This window comes from Patescibacteria group bacterium, from assembly GCA_040387855.1.
Classification (GTDB): domain Bacteria; phylum Patescibacteriota; class Minisyncoccia; order Phycocordibacterales; family JAKAEA01; genus JAZKCY01.
The window spans coordinates 411806-426698 of sequence record JAZKCY010000001.1; the positions used below are offsets into that span (position 1 = coordinate 411806).

The 14893-nt window shown below is 38.4% G+C and carries 12 protein-coding genes; all 12 read left to right on the forward strand.

Annotated elements, in window-relative coordinates; genetic code table 11:
* The first annotated feature begins 9 nt into the window (after positions 1-9).
* The 12 genes from V4519_02305 (at position 10) to V4519_02360 (ending at position 14854) form a co-directional block, all read left to right on the forward strand.
* Entirely contained in the window at positions 10-3225 is a 3216-nt protein-coding gene (locus V4519_02305; protein MES2436818.1) for a hypothetical protein, read from the forward strand.
* A gap of 6 nt (positions 3226-3231) precedes the next feature.
* On the forward strand, positions 3232-5175 hold the full coding sequence (locus tag V4519_02310; protein MES2436819.1) for a sulfotransferase domain-containing protein: 1944 nt from the start codon (positions 3232-3234) through the stop codon (positions 5173-5175).
* A 15-nt stretch (positions 5176-5190) separates the two neighbouring features.
* On the forward strand, positions 5191-6510 hold the full coding sequence (locus tag V4519_02315) for a class I SAM-dependent methyltransferase (protein ID MES2436820.1): 1320 nt from the start codon (positions 5191-5193) through the stop codon (positions 6508-6510).
* Between the two features lie 4 nt (positions 6511-6514).
* Complete coding sequence (locus V4519_02320) at positions 6515-7084, forward strand: hypothetical protein (GenBank protein MES2436821.1); 570 nt, start codon at positions 6515-6517, stop codon at positions 7082-7084.
* 12 nt (positions 7085-7096) lie between these two features.
* Positions 7097-7867 (forward strand): glycosyltransferase family A protein, encoded by a 771-nt coding sequence (locus V4519_02325; protein ID MES2436822.1) that lies wholly within the window; start codon positions 7097-7099, stop codon positions 7865-7867.
* Positions 7864-8631, forward strand: coding sequence for a glycosyltransferase (locus V4519_02330; GenBank protein ID MES2436823.1), 768 nt, complete (start codon positions 7864-7866; stop codon positions 8629-8631). Before V4519_02325 ends, V4519_02330 begins: the two co-directional genes overlap by 4 nt.
* A 35-nt stretch (positions 8632-8666) precedes the next feature.
* A complete protein-coding gene (locus V4519_02335) occupies positions 8667-9692 on the forward strand; it encodes a hypothetical protein (GenBank protein MES2436824.1) in 1026 nt (341 codons plus the stop codon).
* A gap of 68 nt (positions 9693-9760) precedes the next feature.
* Entirely contained in the window at positions 9761-11008 is a 1248-nt protein-coding gene (locus V4519_02340; protein ID MES2436825.1) for an aminoacyl--tRNA ligase-related protein, read from the forward strand.
* 16 nt (positions 11009-11024) lie between these two features.
* Positions 11025-12092 carry a rod shape-determining protein gene (locus V4519_02345; protein ID MES2436826.1) on the forward strand — a complete coding sequence of 356 codons (1068 nt, stop codon included), beginning with the start codon at positions 11025-11027 and terminating at the stop codon, positions 12090-12092.
* Positions 12067-12873, forward strand: coding sequence for a rod shape-determining protein MreC (gene mreC / locus V4519_02350; GenBank protein ID MES2436827.1), 807 nt, complete (start codon positions 12067-12069; stop codon positions 12871-12873). Before V4519_02345 ends, mreC begins: the two co-directional genes overlap by 26 nt.
* Positions 12874-12875: 2 nt before the next feature.
* Positions 12876-13139 carry a hypothetical protein gene (locus V4519_02355; protein MES2436828.1) on the forward strand — a complete coding sequence of 88 codons (264 nt, stop codon included), beginning with the start codon at positions 12876-12878 and terminating at the stop codon, positions 13137-13139.
* Positions 13139-14854 (forward strand): penicillin-binding transpeptidase domain-containing protein, encoded by a 1716-nt coding sequence (locus V4519_02360; GenBank protein MES2436829.1) that lies wholly within the window; start codon positions 13139-13141, stop codon positions 14852-14854. Before V4519_02355 ends, V4519_02360 begins: the two co-directional genes overlap by 1 nt.
* Positions 14855-14893 lie beyond the last annotated feature (39 nt).

Genomic DNA, 14893 nt, shown 5'->3' on the forward strand with positions numbered 1-14893 from the left:
TATTGCACTATGTTTGGACTAGGAGCAAAAATGAGAGCAATTCAACAAACGGTTGTAGCTATTATTGATAATAGTTATCTTTTTGGTTGGGGGAAAAATACTTCCGGTCAAATTGGTAATAGCTCATTAACGAGTCAATCAAGTCCTGTTGGTCTAGGTACAACTTCTGATTGGAAAATGCTCTCTGGAGCATACACATTTTCGGCGGGAATCAAGACAAATGGGACACTATGGACATGGGGCGCTGGGATATTCGGAACTTTGGGGGATAATACAGATTCAGTTGCAAAATCAAGTCCAATTCAAGTTGGAACACTCAGTGATTGGGATACTGTTAGTACAGCAAAATTTCATGCTTTAGCTCGTAAAACAAATGGAACGATCTGGGGATGGGGGTTTAATGGTGGTGGTCAACTTGGCCAAAATAATATTACAGATAGATCAAGCCCAGTTCAGATTGGGACTTTAGGTACTTGGACCCATATTTTTACCGGTGGTCAAATATCAGGTGCGCGAAAAAGTGATGGAACACTGTGGTCATGGGGCCGAAACACCTATGGGGCACTTGGAATCAATGCTGCAGGAGATAGATCAAGTCCTATTCAAATTGGAACTTTGACAACATGGGATCATATGTCTTTCGGATACCGAACTGGATTGGCAAGAAAAACCGATGGTACCATTTGGGGATGGGGCAATAACAATCTTGGACAAATTGGTAACAGTACGGTTGTTAACAGATCAAGCCCTGGACAAATCGGTACTCTTACAACCTGGAGTAGTATTCATGCAGGGAACTTACATGGTATAGGCCGAAGGTCAGATGGTACATTGTGGGGTTGGGGTTGGGCTGGAAAAGTTGGAGATAATACTGCAACCAATAAATCAAGTCCAGTACAAATTGGAACATTAAGCTCATGGCTACATGTCGCTACTGGTTATGACCACACACTGGCAAAAAGATCAGATGGAACTATTTGGAGTTGGGGATATGCTACATACGGTCGTTTGGGGGATAATGCCACTACTGATAGATCGAGTCCTGTGCAAATTGGAACACTAACAGAATGGGATTCCATTTTTGCAGGGAGCAGTTCTCATTCTTCGTTTGCTTTAAAAAGATATAATCTAGGTATGTTTGCATGGGGAGTAGGTTCCCTCGGTCAAATAGGAAATAATGATGTAAGTCAACAAGATAGTCCGTTACAAGTGGGTACACTCACTTCATGGGAGGGTGTAGCTGTTGGTGCTAGTACCGTGCATGCATGGAAATCAGATGGAACACTGTGGACATGGGGTAGAAACTCATACGGTCGTTTGGGAGATAACACAACCACGAACAGATCAAGTCCAGTCCAAATTGGTACCCTTAATGTATGGAAAATGGCAGCTTCAGGTACAGGCCACTCAAGTGCTGTAAGAACTAACGGAACATTGTGGTCATGGGGATCTGGTGCAAACGGAGAAATGGGAGATAACACAGCAATTTCTAAATCAAGTCCAGTACAAGTAGGAACACTCTCAATTTGGGCAGAAACGTCCGCAGGAAGTACATTCACCGTTGCGCGTCGAACAAATAATACTATTTGGTCATGGGGTAGTAACTTGTATGGTCGTTTGGGTCAAAGCACTACTACAAATAGATCTAGTCCAGTGCAAATTGGAACATTAAGTAACTGGTCTGGTATTTCTGCAGGAGGCCAACATGCACTAGGAATAAAAACTGACGGTGGTATTTGGGCATGGGGTCTGAACACCTCTGGACAAATGGGAGATAATACTGCTGTTACAAAATCAAGTCCTGTTCGTATTGGGACTCTTACAAACTGGAAAGGTATTTCAGCGGGTGCATCTCACAATGTTGCGTGGAAAACTGACGGATCATTATGGGCATGGGGAATAAATACAAACGGAAGATTGGGAGATAATACTACTACAACCAGATCAAGTCCTGTGCGTATTGGGACTTTATCTGATTGGGCTTCAGCTTCTGCCCAACTAGAGCATACTATTGCTCGAAAGACAGACGGTACGCTATGGGCCTGGGGAAAGGGAGACTATGGTCAGCTTGGAGATGGAATTGCACGACTTAAGAACACACCACTTCAAATCGGTACGCTAACAAACTGGGGAACTGTATCTATGGGAGCCTCACACACCGTTGCATGGAAAACAAATAATACTATTTGGGGATGGGGAATTGGGGGCCAAGTGGGAGACAATACCGCTGTTACAAGATCAAGCCCCGTACAAATTGGAACGCTATCTACATGGCAATCTATTGATACTGGTGATTCACATACTGTAGCTATAAAGACTGACGGTACAATGTGGGCATGGGGAGCAAACACGTCAGGCCAAGTAGGAGACAATACGAATGTTACAAAATCAAGTCCTGTACAGATTGGAACTTTAAACACATGGGCAAGTGTGTCGGCTGGAAATATTCACTCTATTGCTCGAAAAACAGATAGTAGTATTTGGTCATGGGGACTTGGAAGTGTGGGTGCACTTGGAGATAATACAGCCACTACCAAATCAAGCCCGGTACGAATTGGTACACTTAATACCTGGGCAAGTGTGACTGCTGGTGGAAACCACTCTCATGCAATAAAAGCTGATGGATCATTGTGGTCATGGGGTTACAATTTTTATGGGCAATTAGGCGATAGTTCAAATGTGGCTAAATCAAGTCCTGTTCGAGTTGGTACGCTCAATGATTGGTCAATTGTATCAGCAGGAATTCAGCATTCATTAGCAATCAAAACAAACGGGACATTGTGGGCATGGGGATTTGGAACTTCCGGACAGCTTGGAGATAATACGGGTGGAACCTTCTCAAGTCCAATTCAAATTGGTACGCTCACTACTTGGGCTGGGGTGTCTGCAGGTGCAGAACACTCTCTTGGATGGAAAGCTGATGGAACTTTGTGGGCCTGGGGCTACAATGCATCCGGACAATTGGGAGACGGTACATTTACTCAATATCTTAGTCCTATTCAAGTTGGTACGGTTTCTACATGGAGTACTGCTTCAGCTGGACCAAACCACAGTGGTGCTGTGAGAGCCGATGGGACATTATGGATGTGGGGAACTCGTCTTAATGGTAGAATCGGAGATAACAACATGCCGGGTAAATCGAGCCCAATTAAAATAGGTACCATGAACGATTGGCGTACATTGGGTAACGGTCCAAATGGACTGATGAGTATTTCAATTAAATAATATTTTATGGCAACCCTTACTGAAATTCTAGAAATATCTGGAACATTAGAAAAAGCAGAAGAAATAGCTCGGCAATTAGTAGTGCAAGATCCAACATATATGTTGGATCTTCAGCTTATATTGAGCGCTCGTGGTAAAGTTGCAGAATCTAAAAAAATTATTGAAGATCTGAGTAATAAGTTTCCCAATGATCATAGAATAGCTTTCAACCAAGGATGGCACGTATTGAATGAAGGTGATTTACAGCGGGGAATGGAACTCATAGATCGAGGAAGAAATGTGGGGGTATTTGGTTCACCCGCACTTCAAACAGATAAGCCCTTATGGGATGGGAAAAATGCCAAAGGAAAAACTATTTTACTTCGATGTGAAGGAGGATTGGGAGATGAAATTCTTAATATTCGTTTTGCTAAAGATATAGCAGAGAGAGGTGGAACAGTTATAGTAGCTTGTGATAAAGGTTTGCAAAGCGTGTTCTCTCGAGTTTCAGGCGTCGCCAAAACTATTTCTTTAGATCACATTCAAGATGAGTACTTTGATGCATGGGTACCTGCTATGAGCGCTGTAAGAGTGTGTGGTCACACTTATGAAACACTTCCAAGTGAAGCTTATATTACTGCTTTACCAGAGAAAATTGCAGAATGGAATAAGACTGTTAATGCTGATAATGGAGTGTTGAAAGTTGGAATACGCTGGTCTGGCAATGCAGAATTTGAACATGAACAAATGCGAAGATTCCCTTTCAAGCATATCTTGGATGTATTTGAAACTCCCAATGCTAAATTTTTTAGTTTACAACGTGATTCGGATTTGAAAGTGTTACCTCCTGAAGTTGTCGATTTAAGTGGTCTTATGAATACATGGGAAGATACAGCAGGAGTTATTGCAAACTTAGATTTAGTAATAACTTCATGTACAAGTGTTGCTCATATGGCGGCAGCAATGGGCAAAGAAACATGGATTATTGTTCCACTAATGCCATATTATACGTGGGCTATGCCTGGGAATAAAACTCCATGGTATAAAAGCGTGACGTTGTATAGACAAGAATCAGACACAAACTGGGAAGCCTCATTTATAAAGGTACGACAAGCATTAGAAGAATCGACAACTCAAGTAATACGTACTAGTATTGATCCAATGCAAAATCACACAAAAAAGACGCTCCATTTCGTAGCAGGACTACCGCGTTCTGGTAGTACTATGCTCATTAGTTTGCTTGCCCAAAATCCTACTATTTTCGGTGCACCCGTTTCAGGTTTGGCTGGTATTGTAAACGGAGTAAATACTAATTGGGATAAAATAGAATTTCATAAGGAAGTTCCTAATGAAGAAGCAAAGATGTATACCTTGCGAGCTATTTTAGATAGCTATCATGCTGCAACATCTAAACCAATTATCCTAGATAAAGAGCGTCATTGGATTCGTTATATTTTATTGCTTGAAAAGTTATTAGACAGAAAAGTGAAAGTAATTGTTCCTGTTCGTCCTATTGCAGAAATACTCACTTCATTTGAAGTATTGCGACAAAAGAATCCATTAACTCTCACAATGGTGGATGAAGTACTTGGTCCGAAATCTACATTATCTACACGTTGTGATTACTTTATGAATGAAGAAGGTCCTGTAGGGAGTTGTATCAATTATACTCGTGATGCTGTCATTTCCGGCTTGAGTGATCGTTTATTATTTGTGGATTACAATAAATTTATTGCTAATCCCGAGCGTGATCTAAAACGAATATATAGTTTCTTAGAAATCCCTTATTTTGAGCATGATTTGCATAACATAAAGCAGCTTACTATGAGTGATGATTCAATATGGAAGTATCCAGGATTACATGATGTTCGATCTGTCGTATCAAAAATCTCTGCTGATCCTATAAGTGTCCTTGGTCCTGAGCTTGTAGCAAAGTTTAGTCAGGGTGAACCATGGGAAAATTGGACATAATCCAATACGTTAAGTATGAAACATTTCCATACAAATATTCAAGGATGGTTTTTTGCAGAATATTTTTTTGCTGACATTGTTAAAAATGCACCTGATGGTGCGCATTTTGTTGAAGTTGGAAGTTGGAAAGGAAAGAGTGCTGTTTTTATGGCAGTTGAGATTGCCAACAGTGGAAAGCGAATAAAATTTGATTGTATTGACCATTGGAAGGGCTCGAAAGATACATACTTAGAAAACGAAGATCAAGCTGTTAAAGACGGTAATCTTTTTGAGGTTTTTAAAGAGAATATTGAGCCAGTACAAGAGTACATAAATGCTATCGATGGAGATAGCGCTGCTACAGCTTCACGTTATGCAGACGGATCTCTTGATTTTATCTATATAGATGCTGCACATGATTATGAAAGCGTAAAAAGAGATATTAAGGCTTGGTTACCCAAATTAAAGTCAGATGGAGTCATTGCTGGGGATGATTTTACTGAAGCATTCCCTGGATTAGTTCAAGCTGTGCAAGAAATATTCCCTCAAGGATTATCAGTAATTCACCCTACATGGGTTGTGGATCGACGTACAATAAATTCAGAACAAGGATGTTCGATAATCTTTAGATGCCATACTGGTGATAATGTTCATGATGGAGTACGATTTGCTGGGGTAAGTAAAACAGAACTTGTTGTTAAGTGTTTTAAATCTATAGTGTCGGCAGCAGAAATTGTAAACCGTGATATTGAAATTGTGATTGTAGATGATCATTCAGAAAAGAAATGTATTGAAGCACTTGAAGATGTGCTAACAACTTCACGACATCCACATAAAATAATTCATGTAACAGACACAGGTAATAAAGCATCGTTACGAGAATCATTCGAATATGCTCGTGATTATGGTAAAGAGCTTGTTTATTTTGTGGAGGATGATTATTTACACCTCCCTACATCATTACTGGAAATGATCGAGCAACAAACTGAGTTTAAAAATAACTTAAACAATAAAGAAGTGGCATTTTATCCCGTTGATTATCCAGATCGATATCAACCTCAAGGAATATATCAATCAATGATAGTTCTTGGCAAACACCGTCACTGGAGAACTACTCGACACTCAACACTTACTTTTTTTTCTTCTCGGAAAGCAGTTTTTGAATATTGGGAATTATTTGAAAAAATGTGGCAAGGGGAGGGTAATTTTGTAGATGAAGATCAAACGGTAAATAAACTGTGGGGTCCAGATATTCAGCTCTTTTCTCCAATTCCAACACTCGCTATTCATATGCAATTCGAAGAACACAAACCTCCTTTTGTTGATTGGCAAAAGTATTGGGATGCTATACAGTAACACTATGAAATTAAATCTTGGCTGTGGCTTCAATAAACTGGATGGATATATAAATGTAGATAATTCGGCTGTATGTAAGCCTGATCAGGTGTTTGATATAGAATCGACCCCATGGCCTTGGCAAGATAGTTCGATTGACGAGATCAGATTAGATCATGTTTTGGAGCACATTGGTGTGGACCCAAAAACATATATTTCAGTATGGAAAGAAATATGGCGCGTATCAAAACCCAATGCTCAGATTTTTATTCGAGTTCCACACTGGAGGCATGAAAACTTTGCACATGATCCTACACATGTACGTCCTATTACTCCTGTTGGTATTGCCATGTTTGATCAGCTACGTAACAGGGAAGACGAAAAGCGTGGAGGTCAAGAAACAAAGCTTGGACTTATGTATGCAATAGATGTTGCTATAGAACGTGTTGAATATGTGTTTGTCCCCGAAATACAGCAAGCTTTAGAAAAGAAATTTATATCTCAAGAAAAAGCTTCTTCACTTATGGAACATGAAAATAATGTATGTCAGGAAATTAAAATCGGTGTGCGAGTTATGAAGCCTTGTCGAGGCTAGCATCGATAAACTATGAAATTAGATATTATTTTACGGACACATTCTTTAGGTAATGTGCATCCAGAAAAAAGAGTAATGACGGATTCTAAGGAAGAAATGCTTATTAAATGTGTTTTTTCTTTAATAAAATCAATAGATACTATCAAAGGTGCTCATGATATAAAGCTAGCAATAATAGATGATCACTCTTCTGAATTATGTATGCAGAAGCTTAAAAAAATGGTGAGTGATCTTAAATATCCCTATATATTAATACATCTTGAAGATACGGGAAATAATGCTTCTTTAAAAAAGTGTTATGAATATGCGCATGATAATGCGCGTGATGTTATTTATTTTGTAGAGGATGATTATCTACATAATCCGAGCGCTCTAGTAGAGATGATTGAATCATATGAGCTGTTCCAATCCAATTTAGGGGGAACAGATATCGCATTATTGCCGTATGATGATCCCGATAATTATAAACCAGGTTGGATTCATCCCAGCCGAATAGTATTGAGCAAAAATCGCTATTGGAGAACAAATACAATTACAAATGGTACCTTCATGATATCAAAGAAAGTACTATTGGATTTTTGGGATACATTTATGGCATTTACTCAATATGGTACAGGTTTGAAGTCTAATGAATCTGCAACAATAAATAAAATTTGGAGTGAGTCTGTTCGCCTTTTTACTCCTATGCCAAGCTTGGCAATTCATATGCATCATACATTGAGAATGTCTCCATTTATTGATTGGAAAAGTTTGTGGGATTCAATGGATACATCACATTTATGAAATTAGATATTATTTTACGAACTCATTCTACAGGTAACTTGCGACCAGGCACACGTTTTCTACAAGTACCAAAAGAACAGTTGGTTTTAACATGTACCACTTCACTCATAAATTCTGCGAATCTCGTTTCGCCAGATGACCACGAAATAAAAATAGTAATAGTAGATGATCACTCAACAGAATCATGCGTTGCTGGCTTGAAAAGAATTTTAGCAACTTCAAAACATCCAACACAACTAATTCAGATAGAACAACCGGGGCATGCTGCATCGCTTATGGCTTGCTATGAATATGGTAGAGATCATGCTCGAGATGTTATCTATTTTATTGAAGATGATTACCTTCACTTTCCGTCTGCGATCTCTGAAATGATTGAAATGTACGATTGGGTAAAGGCTAGCCTGGGTGATAAAGAAGTTGCGCTCTTAGCAAATGATGATCCTGATAGTTATCGTAATCCTTGGATGGAACCAGCAAGGATTGTATTAGGTAAGTATCGTCATTGGAGAACAAACTTGTTTTCTACTAGCTCATTTTGGTTTTCAAAAAAAACACTGCTTAAGTATTGGGACATTTATATGCGGCATACACATTACGGGGAACATGAAGTGATTCATGAGGGTACGACTGTCGATAGAGTATGGCGACATTCTGTTCAATTGTTTACTCCAATACCATCATTAGCTGTTCATATGGAATACACAGACAATATTGCTCCATTTGTTTATTGGGAAGGCCTGTGGAAAAGTATTATAGTGCCGTAGTGTATAATCTAGAGTACGGATTGGTATTCTAGATTATGAAAAAACTACTAAATTTTGTTAAATATAATAACTTCTTTTCTCTCGGAGTTATGTTTCTGTTACTTGGAACTGGAGTGACTTTTGCTGCGAGTCCTACCGCACGTGATGCAATAGTTTTAAAAAATGAATCTGTTGTATCTATTGATAATACCTATATTATTAGTGTAAATTTAAATGCATTTAACCCAAATCTAAAGATTACTACAATTACTGAAGATGCAGTTAATTACAATGTAGGGTACAGCTACGATACAATTGATCTTATTGATGATATCTGGCAGCGTGCTACATTACAAAAAACGTTGGTAGTGTCTAAAGAAGCATTGCAAGGTAAAGATCTTGGATTATTTGTATCTGAGCAATTAAGTCAGATGGTAGATAGTCATTTGGCATATCTTAAAAATGTACAAAAGATAGAAATAACTAAAGGTGCTACACAAAAAATTGTTGCTACTGAATATTCCGGCCTTCTTGGAAGTGTATTGAGTTCACAGGAAAAAGTATTCAATGGATATGTTCCTGTGATTCCTCCAGAAAATAAAGATGAAGAAAAGACAGAGACACTTGCTGTGAATGAAGAACCAGAATCAGAACGATCAAAATCAATCGGAGCTGCAGAACGAGCTGCTATTCAACAGCAGAAAGATGAGGAAGCTCGACGACAATCTGAAGAAGCTAGAATTAGAGATGAAGTGAATCGAATGCTTGAAGAACAAAATAAACCACAAGAAGAAGTTCCAGCTGAAACTGAAGAGCCAGCTCAACCAGTTGGATCTGCAAGTGGTAGTGAGTCAGAAATAGAAACTCCAACCCCGGAACCCACACCAACTCCGGAGCCTATACCAGAACCTGAACCAACTCCGACCCCAGAGCCAACTCCAACACCGGAACCAGAACCCACACCAACCCCAGAACCTCAGCCTGAGCCAACACCGACTCCAGAACCAACTCCTACACCTGAGCCAGCACCAGAGGCCGAAGAGCCAGTTACAACCCCATCAGAACCTGCTCCTGATCAATAAAATACTGTTATTTTAGGCTTTATAATTAGTTTTGACCCAACAGGAATTTTCCTGTACTATTCAACTACATGAAACAATCTTTTCTTTTCACAAAAACACGTCGGGAAGCACCAAAAGACGAAGTCTCAAAAAATGCTCAGCTTCTTATTAGAGCCGGATATATTCACAAAGAAATGGCAGGTGTGTATTCTTATTTACCACTTGGACTAAAAGTTTTAAATAATATTGAGAATGTTATTCGAGAAGAAATGAATGCAATAGAAGGACAGGAAGTACAACTTACTGCGCTACAAGATAAAAATAAATGGGAAGCAGTAGATCGATGGGATGATAAGAATGTTGATGTATGGTTTAAGACTAAGTTAAAAAACGATACAGATATTAGTCTTGCGTATACTCATGAACCTGCAATTACTGTAGTAATGAAAGATTATATAACTTCATATAGAGATCTCCCTCAATATCCATATCAGTTTCAAACTAAATTTCGAAATGAAACACGAGCAAAAAGTGGAATCTTTCGTGGTAGAGAATTCTTGATGAAAGATTTGTATTCTTTCTCTAAAACTCAAGAAGAACTCGATACATTTTATGAGAAAGCTATTGTTGCATACAAAAATATATTTAATCGTGTGGGTCTTGGAGATAAAACATATTTAACATTAGCAAGTGGTGGATCATTTGGTTCAAAATATTCTCATGAATTTCAAACACTTACTGGAGCAGGGGAAGATAATATCTATATCCATAAAGGGAAAAATATAGCTATTAACGATGAAGTCTACAATGATGAAACTCTTGAAATGCTAGGTATTAAAAAAGAAGAATTAATACAGGATAAATCAGTTGAAGTAGGAAATATCTACAAACTAGGGACATTTTATTCAGGACCACTTGAATTGAAATACACAACAAGTACAGGTGAAAGTAAGGAAGTTATTATGGGTAGTTATGGTATTGGTTTGGGACGTGTTATGGGAACCATAGTAGAAGTATTATCTGACGAAAAAGGTATTGTTTGGCCAGAAAGTATAGCACCATTTAAAATTCACCTTATATTACTTGGTGGAAAAGATGATAAAGCAAAAAACTATGCTGATGAGCTCTACAAAAAGCTTAGTGAAAAAAATGTTGAAGTGCTTTATGACGATAGAGACGCTCGAGCAGGAGAAAAGTTTGCAGATTCAGATCTGATAGGAATTCCATATAGAGTAATAGTAAGTGACAAGGGAATGGAAGCTGGAAAACTAGAAATGAAAGTACGAAAGACAGGAGAGATACAAAGTATTACCGAAGAAGAACTGTTCACCCTATAAAGATTTAAAAAGTATAATGTTCAAAAATTTCCGACAAAGACTTACAAAAATGTTTAGCAATGAGATCGGCATCGATCTTGGAACTGCTAATACATTGGTCTATTTACGTGGTCGTGGAATTGTAATTAATGAACCATCAGTAGTTGCAATCAATCAGAAGACAGGAACTGTAGTTGCAATTGGAACACAAGCAAAAGATATGCTTGGACGTACTCCTCAGCATATTATCGCAGTAAAACCGCTTGTAGACGGAGTTATATCAGATTTTGAGGTGACAGAAGAAATGATTACCTATCTACTAAACAAAGCGCAGAAAGATACAAAAAAGTTTCTCGGTCCAAAAGTAGTGGTGGGTGTGCCATCAGGAATTACCAATGTTGAGACACGAGCAGTTCGAGATGCTACAAAAAACGCAGGAGCTAGAGAAGTATATATAGTTGAAGAGCCTATGGCCGCTGCTGTTGGTATTCGCTTGCCTGTAATGGAACCAGTTGGAAATATGATTATTGATATTGGTGGTGGAACAACCGATATTGCCGTTATATCACTTGGTGGTGTTGTTGTTTCAAAAAATCTAAAAATAGCAGGTGATAAGCTTAATGCAGATATCACTACCTATATCCGAAGTGAATTTAAAATTTTAATTGGTGAAAAGACTGCAGAGCAAATTAAAATTACAATTGGCGCAGTATTGCCGGGAGAAACTCCCATGGAATCTATAATTAAGGGAAGAGATCTCGTTACTGGTTTGCCACGTGAAGTAGTTATTACAGATGCTGATATCCGAGAAGCAACATCTCAATCTATAGAGACATTGCTTGAAGCTTCAAAAGAAGTTCTTGAAACTACACCTCCAGAAATTATTGCTGATGTCATGCACCGAGGGATTTACCTTACTGGTGGAGGGGCTCTTATAAAGGGACTTCATGTGTTACTTGCAGACTTTCTGAAAATTCCTGTTCATGTGGCAGAGGATCCTCTTACTGCTGTTGCCCGTGGAACTGGTATTATTTTAGAAAATATACCAAAATATCAAGATATTTTGATTCAAAACGAAGATGATCTACCAGCCGCGAGATACTAAACGTAGAAGTCAAAAAAGAGCAGTCTCTGTTCTTATCATATTCGCTATTGCTGCTATTGTGGGTCTCATAAATTGGCTTTCTCCACAATTGTTTATGCCGGCAACACATGCTGCAGGTGTTCCTATCATGTACTCCCAAGCAGCTGTAGAAAATGCTACAGATACTATTTGGGGAGTTTTAAAATCAAAACGAACGCTTCTTGAGCACAATCGTTCTTTGCGTGAACAACTAGCTCTCATGGAAGCTACTGTTTTAGAAAAAAATATTTTAACAGAAGAAAACGAATCACTACGAAAGTTACTAGGAAGAGAGAATGCATCCACTACTTCCATCGTAGCTCGAATTATTTCAAAACCAGGTTTTTCTCCTTATGACACTATTATAATTGATGCTGGAGATCAGGAGGGAGTTGTTGTTGGAGATACTGTTGTTGTTAACGGTTCAGTGCTTGTAGGCAAAGTTGCCACTACAGCTGCTCATAGTTCTAATGTTGTCCTGTATTCATCACCTGAACAGAAAGTTCAAGTGCTTATTGGTCCACAGGCCGTAGAGACCACTGCATTTGGAAAAGGAGGAGGGAATTTTGAAGTGAAATTACCTCGCAACGCCTCAATCAAAGAAGGAGACAGTGTTGTTATGGCAGAACATCCTGAATATATATTTGGAGCAATTACTTCAATTCAAATTTCAGATGCAGACTCATTTGAAAAAGTTCTCTTTAGAAGTGCTATTGATGTGACAGAAACAAAATTTGTGACTGTAGAGCAACCTATCAAATAGTTATGTCATACCGAATTCTTTTTGATTGCATCTTAGGTATCTCAATATTCTTTTTGCCTTGGTGGATTCCATTTTTAGCAGCTTGTATAGCCGTATTTTTTCTAGATTCATTTTATGAAATTGTTGTGCTGGGCGTGATCATTGATTCGCTGTATAATGCACCTATAGTTCGCTTTCACAATATTCAGTTTGTAATTACATTTCTTGCTCTCTTTGTTACGTTGATAGGTTCATTTATAAAAAACAAATTAAGATTTTATAACTAATGGTTAGGTTTAAGGACATTAAAAAAATATTCTCACGAAAAAGAACGTTTAATAATGTTGATATTGCTCCAGATGAGATTCTTATTGATGCATCAAATCTCCCAGAATTTGATCAACATCAATTTGAAGGTCGAATTGAAAAACCGATTTCGCCGCGGATTATTATATTTCTCGGATTTATTTTTTTAGCAGTTGGTGGGGTATTCACATATAAGGCTTGGTCACTTCAAATTGCTAATGGTGCAGAGTTTGCTGAGCGTAGTGAAAACAACAGCTTGCGTCATACTCTCGTATTTTCTGATCGAGGGGTTATTTATGATCGCAATAAAACACTCTTGGCTTGGAATATTAAAAATCCTGAAGATGATGATTTCTCATTTAGAAGGTATGCAACAACAACAGGTCTTTCAAATTTGATTGGATACATTAAATATCCGTCAAAAGACACCTCGGGTTTTTACTATCGAGAAGATTATCTCGGTATGGACGGAATCGAAAAGTTTTACAACGAAAAATTGAAGGGAACTAATGGTTTGAAAATTACCGAAACAGATGTTCACCGTACGGTGATTTCTCAGAGTGTATTGAATCCGCCAGAAACTGGAGGTGATGTTGTACTTTCAATAGATTCACGAATCCAGTCAAAGATGTATGACGTTATTGCACAAGTTGCACAGGAGCGTGGATTTACAGGAGGAGCTGGGGCAATGATGGATGTTCGTACAGGGGAAATAATTGCTTCGGTTACATATCCAGAGTACAACTCTCAAGTACTCACCGATGGAACTGACCGTGAAAAAATCCAGCATTACTTTACCGATAAAAGCACTCCTGTGCTCGATCGTGTTTCTTCTGGGTTGTATACACCTGGTTCTATTGTAAAGCCATTTATGTCTATTGCAGCGCTTAGTGAAAAGGTTATTACACCTGAAAAAGTGATTTATACAACAGGATCTATTTCACTTAAGAATCCATACAATCCAGATATTACCTATGTATTTCGTGATTGGAAAAATCATGGACCTGTAGATATGCGTAAAGCAATTGAACAATCTTCAGATGTGTATTTTTATGAGGTGGGTGGTGGATATCAAGATCAAAAGGGAATGGGGATTTTAAATATAGAAAAATATTCTCGAATGTTTGGTTTTGGTCGCCCTGTAGGGTCAGACTTTTTTGGAAATAAAGCAGGAACAATTCCTAGTCCGGATTGGAAAAAAGCAACGTTTGATGGAGAAGAATGGACTGTGGGAAATACCTATCACTCGGTGATTGGTCAATATGGTTTTCAGGTAACGCCACTTCAGGTGGTGCGATCTGTAGCTGCTATCGCAAATTATGGAACGCTCGTTAAGCCAACTATTATTTCTGGAGACACAACAATGATGGATGAAACTGAAAAGATCAATTTACCGCGGTCATATTTTAATGTGGCACATGAAGGAATGCGTCAGGCAGCTGTACAAGGCAGTGCACAGGCTCTCAATGTGTCATATGTGAAATTTGGAGCTAAGACTGGTACAGCAGAGCTTGGTGTAAAGAAGGATTTTGTAAACTCATGGGTAACAGGGTTTTTTCCTTATGAAAATCCCAAGTATTCGTTTGTTGTACTAATGGAGCGTGGACCGGTAAAAAACCTAGTAGGAGCTTCATCCGTTAGCCGACAGATCTTTGATTGGATGAATGTTAATACGCCAGAATACTTTGCAAATTAATGTGAAAAAAGGTATACTTTGCTCAATTTTAAATTAAAC

What these genes read in the sequence shown, in the direction of transcription:
- V4519_02355 (MES2436828.1), top strand. Translation starts at nt 12,876, where the DNA reads ATGTCATACCGAATTCTTTTTGATTGCATCTTAGGTATCTCAATATTC.
- V4519_02315 (MES2436820.1), top strand. Translation starts at nt 5,191, where the DNA reads ATGAAACATTTCCATACAAATATTCAAGGATGGTTTTTTGCAGAATAT.
- V4519_02335 (MES2436824.1), top strand. Translation starts at nt 8,667, where the DNA reads ATGAAAAAACTACTAAATTTTGTTAAATATAATAACTTCTTTTCTCTC.
- V4519_02305 (MES2436818.1), top strand. Translation starts at nt 10, where the DNA reads ATGTTTGGACTAGGAGCAAAAATGAGAGCAATTCAACAAACGGTTGTA.
- V4519_02345 (MES2436826.1), top strand. Translation starts at nt 11,025, where the DNA reads ATGTTCAAAAATTTCCGACAAAGACTTACAAAAATGTTTAGCAATGAG.
- V4519_02325 (MES2436822.1), top strand. Translation starts at nt 7,097, where the DNA reads ATGAAATTAGATATTATTTTACGGACACATTCTTTAGGTAATGTGCAT.
- mreC (MES2436827.1), top strand. Translation starts at nt 12,067, where the DNA reads ATGATCTACCAGCCGCGAGATACTAAACGTAGAAGTCAAAAAAGAGCA.
- V4519_02320 (MES2436821.1), top strand. Translation starts at nt 6,515, where the DNA reads ATGAAATTAAATCTTGGCTGTGGCTTCAATAAACTGGATGGATATATA.
- V4519_02360 (MES2436829.1), top strand. Translation starts at nt 13,139, where the DNA reads ATGGTTAGGTTTAAGGACATTAAAAAAATATTCTCACGAAAAAGAACG.
- V4519_02340 (MES2436825.1), top strand. Translation starts at nt 9,761, where the DNA reads ATGAAACAATCTTTTCTTTTCACAAAAACACGTCGGGAAGCACCAAAA.
- V4519_02310 (MES2436819.1), top strand. Translation starts at nt 3,232, where the DNA reads ATGGCAACCCTTACTGAAATTCTAGAAATATCTGGAACATTAGAAAAA.
- V4519_02330 (MES2436823.1), top strand. Translation starts at nt 7,864, where the DNA reads ATGAAATTAGATATTATTTTACGAACTCATTCTACAGGTAACTTGCGA.